Raw genomic sequence first — 17,837 nt, 5'->3', positions numbered from 1 at the left:
CCTTTTGGGCATGGGTGGCCTAAGTTGCCAGCATGGCCAGACCTCTACGCATTGAAATTCCCGGCGCTGTCTACCATGTCGCCTCCAAGGGCGATGCTGGCGCAGCGGTGTTCCACGACGACGCGGACCGCCGCGCCCTGCTGGCGGTGATCGCCCAGGCCATGGAGCGCTTCGACGCCCAGGTGCTGGCCTATCACTTCGGGCATGACGGTTACGAGCTGTTGCTGTTCACGCGCCAGGCCAATCTCTCGCGCCTGATGCGCCACCTGAACGGCGTCTATACCCAGGGTTACAACCGCCGCCACGGCGGCTCCGGCAATCTGTTCCAGGGCCGCTTCAAGGCGGTGCTGGTGGACCGCGAGGCCATGCTGCTGGAGGTCTGCCGGCATGTGGATCAGGCCGCTGTGCGCGCCGGTCTGGCCAAGACACCGCAGGGCTGGCCCTGGTCCAGCTATGCCGCCCATGCCGGCGCCGCCGCGGCGCCCGAGTGGCTGGAGGTGCAGGGGCTGTGGTCCTACCTGATCGGCAAGCCGGCCCAGGCCGCGGCCGACCGCAAGCGCGCCGCCCAGCGCTACGAGCGCCTGCTGGCCGAGGGCGCCGGCCCCGATGTCTGGCAGCAGCTGCGCCACCAGATCTTTCTGGGCGACGAGGCCTTTGCGGCGCGCATGCAGCAGCTGGCGCCGGCGCCCAAGCGCGCGTCGGCGGGCAGTGGCCGCGCCGCGGGCCTGCGCGCGCGCCTCTGGCGCCCATGGCGGGATTGGCTACGCGAATGTGGCAGCCGCGAGGAGGCGCTGTACCGCGCCCACACCGAGGGCGGGCTGTCGATGACCGGGCTGGCGCATGAGCTGGGCCTCTCGGTCTCGCGCGTCAGCCGCCTGATCGCCGGGCACGAGCGCAGCCTGCATGCGCATTGAGCGCCTGTCGGTCCTGCTGGCCCTGCTGGCCCTGCTGAGCCTGGCCGGCGCGCTGCCGGCCCAGCCCTATCAGGGCCCCTTGTTCGACGCCCATCTGCACTACAACGTCGAGGCCCAGCAGCCCCATCCGCTGGCCGACGTGCTGGGCCGCATGCAGCGCAGCGGGGTGCGCGCCATCGTCGCCAACAGCCGGCCGAATGCCGGCACCCTGAGCCTGGCGACGGCACTGGACGCGACGCGCGCGGCCGGCGTGCACGTCGTGCCCTTTGTGCGCCTGTACCGCGACCGCGCCGACTACGGCGGCTGGTTTGCCGACGAGAGCATCTACCAGATGGTGCTGGACGAACTGGCCCGTGGCACGCCGGCCGGGCCCTATCGCGGCCTGGGCGAGTTCCATCTCTACGACAGCGCCAACGCCGACGGGCCGGTGGCCATCAAGCTGATGCGCCTGGCCGAGCAGCGCGGCCTGCTGGTGCTGGCCCATGTGGACGAGGTGGCGATAGGCAAGCTGATGGCGCATGCGCCCAAGGCGCGCCTGATCTGGGCCCATACTGGCATCGGCGGCGCGCCGATCGCGCGCGTGCGCGAGCTGCTGCAGCGCTATCCGGGCCTGCTGGCCGAGCTGTCCTACCGGCCCGGGCTCACCGAGGCGGGCGGCCATCTGAGCCCGGCCTGGCAGGAGCTGCTGAGCCAGCAGCCCGAGCGCTTCCTGATCGGCTCGGACACCTGGATCAACCAGCGCTGGCAGTATTACGAGGGCCTGATGGACGAGGCCCGGCTCTGGCTCGGCGATCTGCCCGCACCGGCAGCGCGCCTGATTGCCTGGGGCAATGGCGCGCGCCTGTTCGGCCTGGATTGAGGTTCAGGGCGTCTCGGCCACCGTCTTGAGCTTGGCGAGGCCGGCCTCGAAGTCCTTGCCCACCATGCCGTCGGCGAACAGCGCCATCCAGTGGAACAAGGGGTTCTTGCCCATGTCGCCGTTCATCACCCAGCTGACCTGGGTGCCACCGTTCGCGGCCTGGAAGCGCAGCTCGCCGCCCGAGGTGGTGCCGAAATCGGGGAAGTAGAGGTCGTAGGCCACGCGCAAGCCGGGTTCGGCGGCGGTGAAGCTCATGCGGCCGTCACCCTCGGTCTTGCTCTTCCAGGCCCAGACCGCGCCGACGCCCGACTCGGGGCCGCTGTAGTCGATCTGCATCTGCGGGTCGCGTGCGTTCCACACCGACCATTGCTTCCAATGCCTGGGGTTGGCCACCAGGGCATAGACCTTGTCGGGTGGGGCCTGGATCTGCAGGCTGCGCGAGACGGTGAATTTGGACGACAGCGCCAGCCCGCCGGCGTAGAGCAGGGCGATCAGGCCCACGATGACGATCAACAGCCACTTGAGGATCTTCATGCCGCACCCCAGAAATGTTGGTGCGCGCAGCATGCGTTAGCGGCGTCTGTCGACGCAAGCGGGCAAGACCCTAGGAGTCTGGGCGGCAGAGGGCGTGGCCCGCGTTGGGCCTGCAAGGGGGTGCAGGCAAGGCGCGAAGCGCAGTCGGGTTGGGCACCCGGCGAGCATTCGCAACGCCGTATGCGCCCCCTTGCAGGCCCAACCCGAAGGGCCGGGGCGATTTGCGACGCCATGCGGCGTTGCCCGCTCGTTGTGGGGCTCGGCCCCACGGCCTCGCGGGCGCCTTGCCTGGCACCGCAACTCACCCCGGCGCGGGCCACGCCCTCTGCCGCCCAGGCTCCTAGGAGCCCGCCAGGCTCCTAGTGCAGCGCGTGCGCCGGTGCGGTGGGGCAGGCGGCGTCGGTGAGTTCGCTTTGCTCGGCCTGATCCCAGGCGGCCTGCGTGAGTTCGCGCGCGGCGGCGAGCTGGTGGCAGAGTTCGAACACGCCCAGCCCGTCGGCCTCACCCACCGGCTCGGCCTGGGCGCTGGCGCCCAGATCGGCGGGCAGATCGGCCAGCGCACCCAGCAGCTCGAACAGCAGCTCCAGCGTGGGCTCGCCGGGCTCCTGCTGGCGTGCCAGGCCGAGGCTGCGGCAGAGGTAGTAGCAGGCCTTGGCGGCGTCATCGCATTGGGCGTGATAGAGGGCCAGATGCTCCAGGGTCTCGCTGCGCGCGGCCTGGTCCTGCTGTTCACGCTGATCCGCGGCCTGGTCCAGGCCTGTTTTCAAGCTGTCGATGACGATGCCTTCGGGCGCATTGCCGCATTCACCCGCCAGCGCTTGAAGCTGCTGCTGTTGGGTCGATCTGCTCTTTCGCGCCATGGTGGTCTTCCTGTCCGACTGCTTGAGCCTGAATGCTAGGCCAAGCCGCTCGGCTTGCTGCCCCCCGTTCCGGTGGCAGGCGGGCCCATGCTAGGTGCAGGGCGGGAATTTGTCACGCGCGCAAGCCCCTAGACGCTACAGATCAGCGCTTCTTGGCCGGGCGCTGCCAGCCGCTGATGGCCACCTGTTTGCCGCGCGCCACACTCAGCTCGCCCTCGCCCACATCCTTGGTGATGGTGGAGCCACCGCCAATGGTGGCGCCGGCGCCGATGCTGACCGGGGCCACCAGCACGCAGTTGGAGCCCACGTGCACGTCGGCACCGATGACGGTGCGGTGCTTGTTGGCGCCGTCGTAGTTGGCGGTGATGGAGCCGGCGCCGTAGTTGACGCGCTCGCCCACGGTGGCATCGCCCAGATAGGCCAGGTGGTTGGCCTTGGCGCCCTTGGCCAGGGTGGAATTCTTGACCTCGACGAAGTTGCCGATGTGCACCTCGTCGCCCAGCTCCGCACCCGGGCGCAGGCGCGCGAAGGGGCCGATCAGCGCGCCCGCGCCGATCTTCACGCCGGCGCTCTCGCCATCGATATGGGTGAACTCGTGGATGCGTGCTCCGGCCGCGATGCTGGCGTTGCGGATCACGCAGTTGGCGCCGATGCGCACGCCGTCGCCCAGCGAGACCTGACCCTCGAACACGCAGTTGACGTCGATCTCCACGTCCTGGCCGCAGCTCAGGGACCCGCGCAGGTCGAAGCGGGCCGGGTCGGCCAGGCGCACGCCGGCTTGTTCCATCAGCGCCTCGGCCTGCTCGCGCTGGTGGCGGCGCTCCAGGTCGGCCAGTTGCAGAGGGCTGTTGACGCCCAGCACCTCGGTCTCGTTGGGGGCGGCAATGCCCACCACCGGCACGCCCTCGGCCACGGCCATCGCGACGATGTCGGTCAGGTAGTACTCGCCCTGGGCGTTGTTGTTGTTCAGCTGCGCGACCCAGCGCTTCAGCGCGCCGGTGGGCGCGGCCATCATGCCGGTATAGCCCTCGCGGATCTGGCGCTGCTCCGGCGTTGCATCCTTGTGCTCGACGATGGCCTGCACGGCGCCATCAGCGCTACCCTCAGTCGTATCGCCGGCGCGCACGATGCGGCCGTAGCCGGCGGGATCGGCCAGCACGATGGTGAGCAGCGCGAGGCGCTCGCCGGCGCAGGCCTGCACCAGGCGGTTGGCGGTCTCGGCCTTGATGAGGGGCACGTCGCCATTCAGGATCAGGGTGGTGCCCTCGCCCTGCAGCGCCGGCACCACCTGCTGGATCGCATGGCCGGTGCCCAGCTGCGGCAGCTGGCGCACGAAGCTGATGCCGGGCGCCGCCACGGCGCGCTCAACCTCGTCCGCGCCATGGCCGGTGATGACGATGCGCGCCTGCGCGTCGAGGCCCGCGGTGGTGCCCAGCACATGGGCCAGCAGCGAGCGGCCGGCCACCTTGTGCAGCACCTTGGGCAGTGCGGACTTCATGCGGGTACCCTTGCCCGCGGCCATGATCACCAGATTCAGCGCCATCGCGACTCCAATTTTTGAAGCCGCGATTATCGCGGCGCCGCTGACGGCGGCTATTTCGCGCCGACCTGCACCGTGATGCGATGCACTTCCGGCCGGGTTTGCGGGAAGTCGCCCATGGCGGCCTGCATCAGCCCGCCCACCAGGGCCGCATCGCCCTGGGTGATGCCGTCGTTGCTGGCGCGCGCTTCATACAGCGGTTCGCCACTGGCGCGCTCGCGCAGCAGCAGGGCCACCTCGCGGTCGTAGCGTTTCTCCGTCAGGTCCAGGCCGGCAAAGCCGCCCACGCGGCCGCGCCCGAAGCCATGGCGCCAATTGGCATAACCGATATGCCAGCGCCACCACAGCGGGTCGTCCCAGGGGGCGCGGTCCAGCGCGCTGACGCGCGCACCCAGGGTCACCAGGATGTCGGCGCTCTTGGCGTCGGTGGCGGGTCGGAAGCCGGCCTTCTCAAGCGCCAGACGGGCGCTGTCCTCGAGCGCGTCCTGGCGCTTGTCGCCCTGCTGCGAAGGCAGGCGCTCGAAGGCATAGAGCCCGGGCTTGCGGCCCTCGGGCCAGGCGCCGAAGGTCTGCACATCGGCGCTAAGGGTGTAGATGCCGGAGCAGGCCGCCAGGGTGGCGAGGCCCAGGGCGGCGGCAGTGATGATGAGGGCGGTACGTCGCGTCGTTGTCATGGCAGGCCTCCTGTGCTGTTCTCAACAGCGCCATTGTGGCCCTTCCATGTTGACGCTTTGTAAAGCGCCGCTCAGTCGTCGTTGCGGTGCAGTTTGATCACCGAGGGCGCGGTCGGCGCGCCGCTGCCGCAGGCCTCGTCCTCGTCGAAGGCGATGTCGCCATCGGGCATGGGCGCACCGGTGGCCTTGATGGTCTGGAAGGGGAAGAGCTCGCGGTCCATCATGTGCGAGGTGACGATATTGCTCATCGCGGTGAACATATTGTCGACCCGGCCCGGGTACTTCTTCTCCCACTCGCGGATCATCGCCTTGACCTGCACGCGCTGCAGGTTCTCCTGGCTGCCGCAGAGGTTGCAGGGAATGATGGGGAACTCGCGGTGCGCGGCCCAGCGCACCAGGTCTTCCTCGGCCACATAGGCGAGCGGGCGGATCACGACGTTCTTGCCGTCGTCGCTCACCAGCTTGGGCGGCATGCCCTTCATGCGGCTGCCGAAGAACATGTTCAGCAGCAGGGTCACGACGATGTCGTCGCGGTGGTGGCCCAGCGCGATCTTGGTGGCGCCCAGCTCGCCGGCCACGCGGTAGAGGATGCCGCGGCGCAGGCGCGAGCACAGGCTGCAGGTGGTCTTGCCCTCGGGGATCAGGCGCTTGACGATGGCATAGGTGTCCTGCGTCTCGATGTGGAAGTCCACGCCGCGCGATTTCAGATAGGTGGGCAGCACATCAGCCGGGAAGCCGGGCTGCTTCTGGTCGAGGTTGACGGCGACGATGTCGAACTTGATCGGCGCGCGCTGCTTCAGGTTGATGAGGATGTCCAGCAGGGCATAGCTGTCCTTGCCGCCGGACAGGCAGACCATCACCTTGTCGCCGTCCTCGATCATGTTGAAGTCGCCGATGGCCTGGCCCACCTGGCGATGCAGGCGCTTGGAGAGCTTGTTGATCTCCAGCGCGGCCTTCTTTTCGGCTTGCTTGGCCGCGGCCGCGGCGTCCAGTTCGGGGTTGAGGGTGTCGGTCGTCGTCATGGGGTTCACCATTGGCCGCATTCGGCGCTGATTGCGACTTGGCAGTCGGGGAAGATTTCGAGCTTGGTCACCTTGATGCGCACGCCCACCACGCCGGGCAGCTTCATCAGCCGGGTGCAGAGCTTGCCCAGCAGGGCTTCGAGCAGGTCGGTGTGTTCGGCGGTGCACTCGTCGATGATGATGCTGCGCACGCGCCGGTAGTCCAGCACATGGCCGATGTCGGCGTCGCGCGAGACGATCATCTGGGCGCCCAGGTTGACCTCGGCGTCCACCTGGATGGGCTGGGGGCCTTCGCGCTCGAAGTCCAGCACGCCCAGGTTGGCGCCGAAGCGCAGCCCCTGCAGATTGATGACCTGACGGTTGTTGCGGCGCAGGGCCAGCGGCACCTGGCCCTCGCGCAAGGGGCGCAGAAAGCTTTCCACCGCCTTGGCCGCCACCACGCCGTCGCCCAGCGCGGTCTGCACGCAGGGGTGCTGGCGGCCGCTGGCGTCGCCGGCCACGAACAGGCCCAGCGGCGCAAAGCGCGGCTCGTCGCGGAAGGGATGCGAGGGCGCGGTGATGCCGGCGCGCTGCAGCGCATCGCCCACCAGCAACCAGGCGCTGGGTTCGGCCTCGAAGCCCAGCAGCACCGCCACATGGTCGAAGCGCTCCTCGCCATGCGCCTTGGAAACGACCGTCACGCCTTGTTCGTCCGCCAGCAAGCGGCTGGGCATGGGGCTGCGCGCGCGTGTCTGGAGGGCGCCGCCCAGCGCCTCGATGCGCTCCACCAGGGCTTGCTGGGCGCGCCAGTCGCTGCGCGACCAGAGCGTGACCTGGTGGCCGCGCGCCTGCAGAAAGAGCGCGTTCTCCACCGCGTTGTCGCCGCCGCCCAGCAGCAGCAGGCGGCCGGGGGGCAAATGTTCGCGCTGGGCCGTGAGGCTCAGCGCATCCAGCACGCGCGCTTGCGGCAGCGGGCCGGGGAAGAAGGCCTCGGGGCGCAGCGGTATCAGTCCGGTGGCCAGCAGCAGGGCACGGGCCGCGAAACCGCGCCCGTCTTCCAGCTGCAGGCGCCAGCCCCCACCGGGCTCAGTGGCGCTCCAATCCAGATGGCCGACGCTCTGGCCCAGCAGCAGGCGCAGGCCGGCCATGCCCTCGATCTGGCGGGCGTATTGCTGGCCCAGCGTGGCGAGATTCTGGCCGGGCGCACCCAGCACCCAGTCCTGGCCGAATTGCAGGCCCTGCAGGCCGGCGCAGAGCTGGGGCGCGCGCTCGATCAGCGCGACGCTGAGGCCCAGCTGCGCGAGCCAGGATGCCGCCGAGCAGCCGGCCGGGCCGCCGCCGATGATGGCAACGTCGTACTGGGGCAGCAGGGAATCGGGCATGAACGGCGTGCGGGGTGTCGGGAACGAAGCCCGCGATTATCCCAGGGACGCGCGCCAGGCCCCGGGCCGGGGCTTTCAGGCGGCCATCAGGCGCGTGCCAGACTGCGCGCGGGCCAGCGTTTCAGCAGGCGCCAGCCCAGCAGCACGGCCAGCACCAGGCCATAGACGGCCGGTTCGGCAAAGTTGTGCTTGCCCGCCCGCATCCAGATGAAATGCGCCAGGCCCACCAGGGTCAGCAGGTAGACCAGCTTGTGCAGGGCCTGCCAGCGCCGCGCGCCCAGCGCCTTGATGGCGCGGTTGAAGGAGGTAGCGGCGAGCGGCACCAGCAGCAGCCAGGCCGTGAAGCCCATCAGGATGAAGGGGCGCTTGGCGATGTCATGGGCGATCTCTCCCAACTCCAGCCCCATGTCCAGCCAGCCATAGGCCAGCAGGTGCAGGCTGGCATAGAAGAAGCTGAACAGGCCCAGCATGCGGCGAAAGCGCGCCAGCGCGGGCTGGCCGCTGATGACGCGCAAGGGCGTGATGGCCAGGGTCAGGCACAGGCCGCGCAGGGTCCAGTCGCCCAGCGAACGGATCAGGGTCTCGGCCGGATTCGCCCCCAGCTGGTCGGCGAAGGCGCCCCCCACCAGCCAGCCCAGCGGCAGCAGGCAGAGCGCGAACAGCGCCGGTTTGGCGGCCGGGTGCAGCCACAGCGATCGCTTGGCCATGGCTCAGAAATTCCGTTTCAGGTCCATGCCGGCATAGAGCTGGCCAACCTGGGCCTCATAGCCATTGAACATCAGCGTCGGGCGCTTCTTGGCGAACAGGCCGTCCTCGCCGATGCGGCGTTCGCTCGCCTGGCTCCAGCGCGGGTGGTCCACCTGCGGATTCACGTTCGAATAGAAGCCGTACTCCTGCTGCGCCGCCTTGGTCCAGCTGCTGGTGGGCTGCTTCTCGACGAAACGGATCTTGACGATGCTCTTGGCCGACTTGAAGCCGTATTTCCAGGGCAGCACCATGCGCACCGGCGCGCCGTTCTGGTTGGGCAGCACCTCGCCATACATACCGAAGGTGAGCAGGGCCAGCGGGTGCATGGCCTCGTCCAGGCGCAGGCCTTCCACATAGGGCCAGTCCAGCACGCCGGAGCGCACGCCGGGCATCTGGGCCTTGTCGGCGAGGCTGATGAACTCGACGTACTTGGCCTTGGCGGTAGGCTCCACCTTCTTGATCAGCTCGGCGAGCGAATAGCCCACCCAGGGGATCACCATGCTCCAGCCCTCCACGCAGCGCAGCTTGTAGATGCGCTCTTCCATGGGGGCGAGCTTGAGCAGGCTGTCGAGATCGAACACGCCGGGCTTGCCGACCTCGCCCTCCACCGTCACCGTCCAGGGTCGGGTCTTGAGCGTGTGGGCAGCGCGCGCGGGGTCCGACTTGTCGGTGCCGAACTCGTAGAAATTGTTGTAGCTGGTGGCGTCGGCGTAGGCCGTGGGCTTGTCCATCGTCAGCGCGCCCGGCACGGCGCTCTTGCCGGCGGCCAGCTTGGCGAGCTTGCCGCTCTGCGCGATCGCCTCGCGGCCGGCAAAACCCGCCAGCGCGGCCCCGGCGGCGCCCGAGGCCATCAGGCGCAGCCAGTCGCGCCGGCCCTCATAGACGGCCTGGGGCGTGATTTCGCTCGAGGGGATGACAAGACCGGAGCGTGGGCGCAGCAGATGCATGGTGGTGGACGGCGTTGACGAAGGTGATGCCCATCAGTCGGGCTGATGGGCGCAACCTTACGTCAGCCGCGCAAATTCTGCTGGCGGGCTCAGAGAGTGCCGTAGGAATGCAGGCCCGAAAGAAACATATTGACGCCCAGGAAGGCGAAGGTCGTCACCACCAGGCCCACCAAGGCCCACCAGGCCGAGACGGCGCCGCGCAGGCCCTTCATCAGGCGCATGTGCAGCCAGGCCGCGTAGTTGAGCCAGACGATCAGGGCCCAGGTCTCCTTGGGGTCCCAGCTCCAGTAGCCGCCCCAGGCCTCGGCGGCCCAGAAGGCGCCCAGGATGGTGGCGATGGTGAAGAAGGCAAAGCCCAGCGCGATGGCCTTGTACATCAGGTCGTCGAGCTGCTCGAGCGCCGGCAGGCGCGCGGTGAGTGGCTTGCGCAGGGCGACGGCGGCGATGAAGAAGACCAGCACGCCGGTCATCTTGCGCGCCCAGCCGTCCATGCCGGCCAGGGTGTCGGCGGGCAGCTCGGGCAGGGCGAAGCGGAACACCAGGATCAGCGCCACCAGGCCGGCCGGCACCGCCAGCAGGCCGATATAGAGGGCGCGCTGCGAGGCGGTCTTGAGCAGATAGGCCAGCGCCACCATGGCCGATAGCGCGAAGGTGCCGTAGCCGACGAAATTGGCCGGCACATGGATCTTCATCCACCAGCTCTGCAGGGCCGGCACCAGGGGCTGGATCTCATGCGCCTCGCGCGCCACCGTGTACCAGAGCAGAAAGCTCACCGCGCCGCTGACGGCCAGCATCACATAGGCGCCCAGGGCGCGGGTCTTGAAGCGGTCTTCGTAGTACAGGTAGAACAGCGTGGTCATCCAGCTGAACAGCACGAACACCTCGTAGAGATTGCTCACCGGGATGTGGCCGATGTCCGGCGCGATCTGGTGGCTCTCGAACCAGCGCACCATGGTGCCCAGCAGCGCCATGAAAACGGCGCCCCAGGCCAGGCGCGTGCCGATGTGCTCGGCCACGCTCGCGCCGCCGGCTTTGGCAAGGAAGCCGAGGCCGTAGAACAGCGTGCTCATGAACACCAGCACGCTCATCCACAGGATCGCGCTCTGGCTGGAAAGCGCGTACTTGAGCAGGAAGACCTTGTCGGCGGCGGCCAGGTCGGCGCCGAAGCCGTCGGTGTGCTGCAGATAGAGCTGGATCGCCAGCAGGCTGGCCGCGCCCACGCCCAGGCTCAGCACCCGCACCGGCTTCCAGAACCAGCCCAGCGCGATCAGCGCCGGCACGGCGAAGACGAGGATGCCCTTCTCGTAGCCGTCCATCGAGGCACCGTAGCGGCTGAAGGCGAAGCCGGCGCCGGCCACGATGAGGGCGGCAAACACCCAGTCGAACAGATCGCGCCGGGCCAGCAGGCCGCGGCGGCCCACGATCAGCGCGGGGGATGCGGTGGTGGTGTTCATGCTTGGCTTTCTTCCTCTTCCTTCAGCAGCGCCCGCCTGAGCTGGGCGAATTCGGTCTGGGTGTCGGGCGACTCGCGGGTGCTGGACAGCGCCATGCGCACGCGCGTGTGCTCCTGGCCACCGGGCGCCGGCTCGAGCCAGATCCACAGGCGGCGCTCCTTGATGTAGAGCATCGCGAACACGCCGATGATGAGCAGCACCGCGCCCAGATAGACCAGATTCTGACCGGGCGCGCGCGCCACCTGGAACACGCTGGCCTGCAGCTGCTGGAAGTCCTCCAGCTGCAGCAGCACTGGGGCCGGGTAGAACATCGAGTCCGACAGCGAGAGCACGGCCTGGGTCATGAAGGCCTGGGTGGCGGCGTCGGCGGCCGGCGCCGCCAGGCCGGCCTGGGCGCGCTGCAGCTTGTGCAGCTCGAACAGGCTGCCGTTGAGAATGCGCAGCAGCACCTCGGAGACGCGCGCGCGCTCGGCCTCGGGCACTTCGCGGTCGATGAACTGCGAGAGCGCGGCCAGGCCGCCAATCTGTCCGGGCTTGCCGCCGTCCAGGCCGGCAAACAGGTCCAGCGCGCGCCGCGCCGTGGCCGTCAGCTGCGGCCGCATCTGCGGCTTGTCGGCGGGCGTGGCGCCATCGGCATAGCGGCCGGCGGCGCGCTCGCGCAGGCCGGCGTCGGCCAGGCCCTGGCGCAGGCGCAGCCAGCCGCTGAGGCCGCCCTGCTCGTCGGCCGGGATGCGCAGATAGCGGAAGGGCTCGCTGGGGGTCTCGCGCATGCCCATCAGGAAGACGCGCTGCCCGTCCAGCTCGACCGGCGCCATGTAGTTGTTGTACTCGCGCTTCTGGCCGCTCGCGTCCACCAGCTTGTAGCTGAAGCTGGGGCCGACGTTGTGCAGGTCCTTGTCGGCCTTGCCCTTGGCGCTGCTGCCCAGCCGGCCCTGCAGCGACTCGACCAGATCGACCTTGCGCACATCGGCGCCGCTGGCCGTGCTGTCGCCCATGTTCTCGACGTTGATGACGCGCAGGCCGGTGAACTCCAGCCCCAGCCTGGCCTCGCCATTGACGAGCTGGGTGCTGGCGCCGACCTTGCCCTCCAGCGTGAAGCCGTCGCCCTTGCCGGCGAGCGGCAGGGCGCGCAGCTTCAGGGTGGAGCCGCCATCGTCGAAGCTGCTCTGGTAGATCGCCACGCCGCGGTGCGTGACCGGCTCGTTGACCTTGACCTTGGCCTCACGCACCGCGCCGGTCTCATGGTCGCGGATGACGATGTCGCTGGCGAACAGCTTGGGCATGCCGGTGGCGTAGTACTCGACGATGAACTTCTTCAGCTCGATGTCGAAGGGCAACTCCTGCAGCAGCACGCCGGTGGGCATGCTCAGCACCGCCGTGCCGTTGCGCGCCCCCTCGGGCACCATCAGATTGCCGCGGAAGCTGGGCGTGCGCGCCGACAGGCGGTGCTGCGCCGGCACCTCGGAGATCAGGCCGCTGCCCTCGTAGACGCTCTTGCCCTGCGCCCACATCAGGCCGCGCACCAGCAGGTCGCCGTCGAACAGGCCGCCCAGGCAGACCAGCACGATGGCCGAATGCGCGCACAAGTAGCCGATCTTGTTGGCCGCACCCTTGCGCGCCGCCACCATGATGCCGTTGGCGCGCACCTGGGCGCGCGCCTTCCAGCCCTGCTGGTCGAGGAAGGCCGACACCTGCTTGAGCGCGGCCTCGGGCGCCAGCGGCAGCTCGCCCAGGGCGCGATGCTTGAAGAGCTGCAGCGACTGCTCGCGCACCTGCTCCTTGTAGCTCTTCAGGTCCTGGATGATCTTGGGCGTGTTGCGGGCGATGCACAGGCTGGTGGAGATCACCAGAAAGGCCAGGATCAGCAGGAACCACCAGGCGCCGTAGACGGTGTAGAGGTCCAGCTTGCCGAACACCTCGGACCAGAAGGGCCCGAACTGGTTCACATAGTTGTTGAGCGGCTCGCGCTGCTTCACCACCGTGCCGATCACCGAGGCGATGCAGATCACCGTCAGCAGCGCGATGGCAAAGCGCATCGAGGCCAGCAGGTCCAGCAATTCACGCCCCGCGCCATGGCTGGGGCGGGGCAGGGCGGTGGTCTCAGACGTCTCGGACATGGCGGAATTGTCGCGGCGAGCGGGCGCTCACCCGGTGGCAATGAAAAAAGGCCGGTGCGAACACCGGCCTTTGCTATGCGTCAAAGCTTGTGGCGGGGCCTTGCGGGCACCGCACAGCGCTGGAGTTCAGCGCAGGCCGGCCACGTAATCGGCCACGGCCTTGATTTCGCGGTCGTTCATCTTGGCGGCAATGCCGGTCATCTGGGCACTGTTGGTGCGCAGACCGCTGCGGAAGGCATTCAGCTGGGCTTCGGTGTAGTCGCTGTGCTGGCCGGCCAGACGCGGGTACTGGGCCGGGATGCCGGCGCCGTTGGGGCTGTGGCAGCCGGCGCAGGCCGGGATCTGGCGATCGGCGATGCCGCCGCGGTAGATCTTCTCGCCCAGGGCCACCAGGGCCTTGTCCTTGGCGAAGCCGGGCTTGGCCTGCTTGCTGGCGTAGAAGGCGGCGACGTTCTTCATGTCTTCGGGCGACAGCGTGCCTGCCATGCCCTTCATGATGGGGTTGTTGCGCTTGCCGGACTTGAATTCGTCCAGTTGCTTGGCCAGGTAGTCGGCGTGCTGGCCCTGCAGGATGGGATTGGCCGGGCTGCCGCGCGAACCGTCGGCGGTATGGCAGGCGGCGCACACTTGCGTGGAAGTGGCCTGGCCCTTGGCCAGATCGGGTTTGGCGGCGGCGGCAGGCTCGTTGGCCACCGCTGCGGCGGCGAACATCAGACCGGTCAACAGGATAGCGGCAGTCTTCATGAGTATTTAGGGTTCGGTAAGCGCAACCGGCGGATTTTACAATGGCAAACCAACGAGACCTGGAACTTCATGACTACCAACACCAAGCGCGGCACAAAAAACGATGCCGCAGGCCTGCAAAAGGCCTTGCCTGCCGAGGCGTCGGTGCCTGCTGACGGGGCCGCCGAAACGGCGTCGGACAAGGTGGTGTTGGGCTGGACCCACACCGCCCGCTTCCTCACCACCGCCAGCCAGCTGGTGCATCTGCCGGCCAACGAACTGCCCGAGATCGCCTTCGTGGGGCGCTCGAATGCCGGCAAGTCCACCGCCATCAACACGCTGGCGCAGCAGAAGCGGCTGGCCTTTGCCTCGAAGACGCCGGGGCGCACTCAGCACATCAACCTCTTCGAGGTCGGCCCCAAGGACGCGCCCAACGCGCTCTTCGCCGACCTGCCGGGCTATGGCTATGCGGCGGTGGCGCGCTCGGCCAAGCTGCGCTGGCAGAAGGTGATGGCCGACTATCTGGAGGTGCGCCGCAGCCTCTCCGGCGTGGTGCTGATGGTGGACTCGCGCCTGGGCCTGACCGATCTGGACAAGCAGCTGCTCGAATTTGTGGCGGCGCGCGTGGGCACCGGCGAGATCAAGCTGCTGGTGCTGCTGACCAAGTCCGACAAGCTCAACCGCAAGGAAGCGAACGCGGCGCTGGCCGAGTGCCAGGCCTTCCTGGCCGGCCTGGCCACGGAGGAGTCGGATGTCTCGGTGACGCTGTTCTCGGCGCTGAAGAAGCAGGGCGTGGCGGACGTCGCCCATATCCTCTACGACTGGATGCAGTCCGCCGTGGTGGCGCCCACCATGGGGGAAATTCCGCCCCCGGAGCTGTCGCCGGAGTGACAGGGCTGCCGGGAGGCGGCTCTCGATACTGAGGCTCCACAGGGAGGCCTCGGCCATGATCGAATGCTTTGACCAGGTGCTGCCGCATGGCATCACCCTGTCCTGCCGCGCTTGCGGCCCGGCCGCGGCGCCGCGCCTGATCTTTCTGCATGGCTTTCCCGAGGCCGCCTTCATCTGGGACGAGCTGATGCTGATGCTGGCGGACCGCTACCGCTGCATTGCGCCCAATCTGCGCGGCTACGAGCGCTCCAGCGCGCCGCGCGAGGTCGAGGCCTACCGCGCCAAGCATCTGGTGGCGGATGTCGCGGCCCTGGTGGCCGCCACCGGCGAGGGCCCGCTGACCGCCCTGGTGGCGCATGACTGGGGCGGTGCGGTGGCCTGGAATCTGGCGGTGCAGAAGCCCCAGCAGATGCAGCAGCTGGTGATCATCAACTCACCGCATCCGGGCACCTTCTTGCGCGAGCTGCAGCTCAATCCGGCGCAGCGCCGCGCCAGCGCCTACATGAACATGCTGTGCCGGCCGGATGCCGAGGAGCGCCTGGCCGAGCACGACTTTGCCGGCATGTTCGCCTTCTTCACCGACTTTGCCGAGGGCGGCGCGCCCTGGCTCGACGAGGCCTTGCGTGCGCGCTACCGCGAGCTCTGGTCGCGCGGGCTCACCGGCCCCCTGAACTACTACCGGGCCTCGCCGATGCGGCCGCCCACGCCCGAGGATCCGGGCGCGATGGCGCTGGAGTTCGCGCCCGAGTTCGTCACCGTCAAGCTGCCCACCCTGGTGATCTGGGGCGAGGCCGACCGCGCCCTGCCGCCCAGCATGCTGGAGGGCCTTGCGCATTTCGTGCCGCAGCTGCGGCTCGAGCGCGTGCCGGGCGCGACGCACTGGATCGTGCATGAGCAGCCGGCGCTGATCGCCAAGCTGATCGCCGGGCTGATCCCTCAGGGTCTGCCGATGAAGAGGTAGAGCGCGCTACCGCCCTGCGGCGCGTAGCCCAGGCCCACATAGAGCGGGCCCACCGTGGTGTCGGTGCCCAGGAACAGGCTGCTGGCCCAGCGCAGGCCCTTCAAGCTCATCTGGCGATGGTTGTCCCAGGTGTTGCCCGCCTCCAGCGAGCCGCCCACGAAGAAGCCGCGTGTCAGCACCGGCGTCTCATTGAGCCGCATGTAGTAGCTGGCGCGCCCGAACAGCAGGGCCGCGCCGGTGAGCTGGCCCTGCTTGTAGCCGGACAGTTGCTGGAAGCCGCCCAGGCTGTAGGGCCCTTGCACCGAGCTCTCGGGCTCGCGCGCAGCAAAGCCGCGCAGATGCAGATTGAGCGTGTGGCGGCCCCAGCTTTGCACCCCCGTGGCCTGCAGCTCGGCGCGCGCGAAATTGCCGTTGTTCTCGCCGCGATTGACCTGGTAGCCGTACAGGCCCTCGAAGGTGTAGCGATAGCCGCGCTGCGGGAAATTGGCGAAGTCGAGCTGGTCCACCACGGCCTTCAGGCGCAGCGCGGTCTCGTTGGCATGGCGGTTGAAGTCGACGCCGGGCACGTCGATGGTCAGCAGGCTGGGGCTGAGCCGCCAGGCCTCGTGCAGCAGCCCGATGCGGATCTCGCCCAGGCGGCCCCAGGGCTGGCCGAGGTCGGCGCCGACGCTGGCGCCGCTGCGCTGGAAGCGCGCCAGGCCATGGCCCGTGTCGCGGTCGTAAATGGTGATCTGCCTGCGCTCCAGCTCGCCCCAGCCGGACACGAACCAGTCGTTCGATACCCCCAGCCGCAGGCCCAGCGGATGGTAGAGCTCGGAGTAGAGCCTGGGCGTCTGCCCGAGCGTGAGCTGGTTGCGCCATTCGGTGCCATTGGGGGTGAGCCAGTGGCGGTTGTGCGAGATGCGCAGATTGAAGGAGCTGTCGCCGCTCAGGTCGGTGCTGAGATCGAGGCCGACACGGAAGTAGTTAGGCCCCCAGGACTTGTCTTCCATGCTGAACACCAGGGTGTCGCCGGCCTCGCGCGCCTCGACGTGGTAGTCGACGCGCTCGTAGTCGCCCGAGGAGGCGAGGAAGCGCGTATCGCGCTCGGCCTTGGCGAGGTCGAAGCGTTCGCCGGGCTTGGACTCGAGCTGGTCAGCAAAGCGCTGGGGGTTGGCGATCTCGCTACCCTCCATGCGCACCGCGGCCAGCAGCGGCTTGTCGAGCTGCGCACCGCCGCGCGCCTCGCGCCAGTGCCGGTAGCCGGGCTCGTCGACCGCGAAGGCGCGCAACTCCGGCAGCGCTGCCTCGGCCGCCTGCTCGCCGAGCTTGATGAAGTCGACGCCGCGCTCGAAGTCGCCGGATGTGAGCTTGCCCAGCTGCGGCTTGATCAGCACATCGCCTTCCCACAGGCTGGCCAGACTGCGCTTGACGTTCTGCTCGGTGAGGATGTTGATCATCTGCGCCGTCACGCCCAGCAGCGAGCCGAGCGATTCGCGCCCGCCGATCGGCGTGCCGACGTTGACGGCGATGAGCCGCTCGGCGCCCATGCTGCGGGCGATGTCCACCGGCAGGTTGTTGATCAGGCCACCGTCGCCGAGGATGCGGTCCTCCCATTCCACCGGCGCGAACACGCCCGGCACGCTCATGCTGGAGCGGATCGCCAGCGCCAGGTCGCCCTCGCTGAGCACCTGCTGCTCGCCCGACTCCATGTCGGTGGAAACGGCGCGGAAGGGCGTGGGTAATTCGTCGAAGCGGCGTATCTTGCGCACCGGCAGGGTGAAGCGGCGCAGCAGCGCTTCCAGCCCGCGGCTGGAGAGCGTGCCCTGCGGGGCGCGGAATTCGCCATCGCGCATGCCGAATTCCAGCACCGCCGAGAACTCGAAGTCCTCCTCCTTGCGGCGCTGCGAAAGATCCTGCCGCTCCACCCGGCTGGCGAACACATCGCCCCAGGAGAGCCGGGTCAGCTCGCGCTCCAGCTGCGCGGCGCTCATGCCGCTGGCGTAGAGGCCGCCGATGATGGCGCCCATCGAGGTGCCGGTGATCAGGTCCACCGGGATGCGCTCGCGCTCCAGCACCTTGAGCACGCCCACATGGGCCAGGCCGCGCGCGCCACCGCCCGAGAGCACCAGGCCCAGCTTGGGGCGCGCCGCGCCGGCGGCCGGGGGCAGGTCTTGCCCCCAGGTCAGCGGAGGCAGCAGCAGCAGTGCGGTGAGGAGGTAGCGATGGGCTCGGGTCATGCGGTCTTGGGCGC

Annotated in this window: 16 protein-coding genes and 1 pseudogene; 4 read left to right on the top strand and 13 right to left on the bottom strand. The window is 68.8% G+C overall.

Features of this window, described 5'->3' with window-relative positions:
• Window positions 1–32: 32 nt before the first annotated feature.
• Both PFX98_RS02550 and PFX98_RS02545 read left to right on the top strand, forming a co-directional pair.
• Window positions 33–914 (top strand): transposase, encoded by an 882-nt coding sequence (locus PFX98_RS02550; RefSeq protein WP_285233601.1) that lies wholly within the window; start codon window positions 33–35, stop codon window positions 912–914.
• Complete coding sequence (locus tag PFX98_RS02545; protein WP_285233600.1) at window positions 904–1,773, top strand: amidohydrolase family protein; 870 nt, start codon at window positions 904–906, stop codon at window positions 1,771–1,773. The genes PFX98_RS02550 and PFX98_RS02545 overlap by 11 nt, the downstream gene beginning before the upstream one ends.
• Before the next feature lie 3 nt (window positions 1,774–1,776).
• On the opposite strand, the gene PFX98_RS02540 is transcribed toward PFX98_RS02545, so the two are convergent.
• From PFX98_RS02540 to PFX98_RS02485, 12 genes and pseudogenes are all read right to left on the bottom strand, one after another.
• Window positions 1,777–2,307 carry an SRPBCC family protein gene (locus PFX98_RS02540; protein WP_285233599.1) on the bottom strand — a complete coding sequence of 177 codons (531 nt, stop codon included), beginning with the start codon at window positions 2,305–2,307 and terminating at the stop codon, window positions 1,777–1,779.
• Window positions 2,308–2,666: 359 nt separating this feature from the next.
• The gene (locus tag PFX98_RS02535) at window positions 2,667–3,167 is read right to left on the bottom strand and encodes a hypothetical protein (protein ID WP_285233598.1); all 501 of its coding nucleotides are present in this window, start codon (window positions 3,165–3,167) and stop codon (window positions 2,667–2,669) included.
• Window positions 3,168–3,309: 142 nt separating this feature from the next.
• Complete coding sequence (glmU, locus tag PFX98_RS02530) at window positions 3,310–4,710, bottom strand: bifunctional UDP-N-acetylglucosamine diphosphorylase/glucosamine-1-phosphate N-acetyltransferase GlmU (RefSeq protein WP_285233597.1); 1,401 nt, start codon at window positions 4,708–4,710, stop codon at window positions 3,310–3,312.
• Window positions 4,711–4,760: 50 nt separating this feature from the next.
• Window positions 4,761–5,381 (bottom strand): DUF4136 domain-containing protein, encoded by a 621-nt coding sequence (locus PFX98_RS02525; protein ID WP_285233596.1) that lies wholly within the window; start codon window positions 5,379–5,381, stop codon window positions 4,761–4,763.
• 71 nt (window positions 5,382–5,452) lie between these two features.
• Entirely contained in the window at window positions 5,453–6,403 is a 951-nt protein-coding gene (ttcA, locus tag PFX98_RS02520) for a tRNA 2-thiocytidine(32) synthetase TtcA (RefSeq protein ID WP_285233595.1), read from the bottom strand.
• A 5-nt stretch (window positions 6,404–6,408) separates the two neighbouring features.
• Window positions 6,409–6,777 (bottom strand): dihydroneopterin aldolase, encoded by a 369-nt coding sequence (locus PFX98_RS02515; RefSeq protein ID WP_285235524.1) that lies wholly within the window; start codon window positions 6,775–6,777, stop codon window positions 6,409–6,411.
• Between the two features lie 279 nt (window positions 6,778–7,056).
• Window positions 7,057–7,764, bottom strand: a pseudogene (locus PFX98_RS02510) (FAD-dependent oxidoreductase); the annotation flags it as partial.
• Between the two features lie 86 nt (window positions 7,765–7,850).
• The gene (locus PFX98_RS02505; protein WP_285233594.1) at window positions 7,851–8,471 is read right to left on the bottom strand and encodes a protein-methionine-sulfoxide reductase heme-binding subunit MsrQ; all 621 of its coding nucleotides are present in this window, start codon (window positions 8,469–8,471) and stop codon (window positions 7,851–7,853) included.
• A 3-nt stretch (window positions 8,472–8,474) separates the two neighbouring features.
• Entirely contained in the window at window positions 8,475–9,458 is a 984-nt protein-coding gene (msrP, locus tag PFX98_RS02500; protein WP_285233593.1) for a protein-methionine-sulfoxide reductase catalytic subunit MsrP, read from the bottom strand.
• Window positions 9,459–9,547: 89 nt separating this feature from the next.
• Window positions 9,548–10,912: a c-type cytochrome biogenesis protein CcsB gene (ccsB, locus tag PFX98_RS02495; protein WP_285233592.1), complete on the bottom strand. Its 1,365-nt coding sequence runs from the start codon at window positions 10,910–10,912 to the stop codon at window positions 9,548–9,550.
• Window positions 10,909–13,029: a cytochrome c biogenesis protein ResB gene (locus PFX98_RS02490; protein ID WP_425334656.1), complete on the bottom strand. Its 2,121-nt coding sequence runs from the start codon at window positions 13,027–13,029 to the stop codon at window positions 10,909–10,911. The genes ccsB and PFX98_RS02490 overlap by 4 nt, the downstream gene beginning before the upstream one ends.
• Window positions 13,030–13,155: 126 nt before the next feature.
• On the bottom strand, window positions 13,156–13,773 hold the full coding sequence (locus PFX98_RS02485; protein ID WP_285233591.1) for a c-type cytochrome: 618 nt from the start codon (window positions 13,771–13,773) through the stop codon (window positions 13,156–13,158).
• A 69-nt stretch (window positions 13,774–13,842) separates the two neighbouring features.
• On the opposite strand from PFX98_RS02485, the gene yihA reads away from it, so the two are divergent.
• Window positions 13,843–14,643: a ribosome biogenesis GTP-binding protein YihA/YsxC gene (gene yihA, locus PFX98_RS02480; RefSeq protein WP_285233590.1), complete on the top strand. Its 801-nt coding sequence runs from the start codon at window positions 13,843–13,845 to the stop codon at window positions 14,641–14,643.
• A 55-nt stretch (window positions 14,644–14,698) separates the two neighbouring features.
• Window positions 14,699–15,604 carry an alpha/beta fold hydrolase gene (locus PFX98_RS02475; RefSeq protein WP_285233589.1) on the top strand — a complete coding sequence of 302 codons (906 nt, stop codon included), beginning with the start codon at window positions 14,699–14,701 and terminating at the stop codon, window positions 15,602–15,604.
• Here the strand turns inward: PFX98_RS02475 and PFX98_RS02470 are convergent.
• Window positions 15,580–17,823 carry a patatin-like phospholipase family protein gene (locus PFX98_RS02470; RefSeq protein WP_285233588.1) on the bottom strand — a complete coding sequence of 748 codons (2,244 nt, stop codon included), beginning with the start codon at window positions 17,821–17,823 and terminating at the stop codon, window positions 15,580–15,582. The genes PFX98_RS02475 and PFX98_RS02470 overlap by 25 nt on opposite strands.
• Window positions 17,824–17,837 lie beyond the last annotated feature (14 nt).

The organism is Paucibacter sediminis, assembly GCF_030254645.1.
GTDB lineage: Bacteria > Pseudomonadota > Gammaproteobacteria > Burkholderiales > Burkholderiaceae_C > Paucibacter_B > Paucibacter_B sediminis.
Note: the sequence above shows the minus strand (reverse complement) of the source record. Positions and strands in the feature narration are given on the sequence as shown.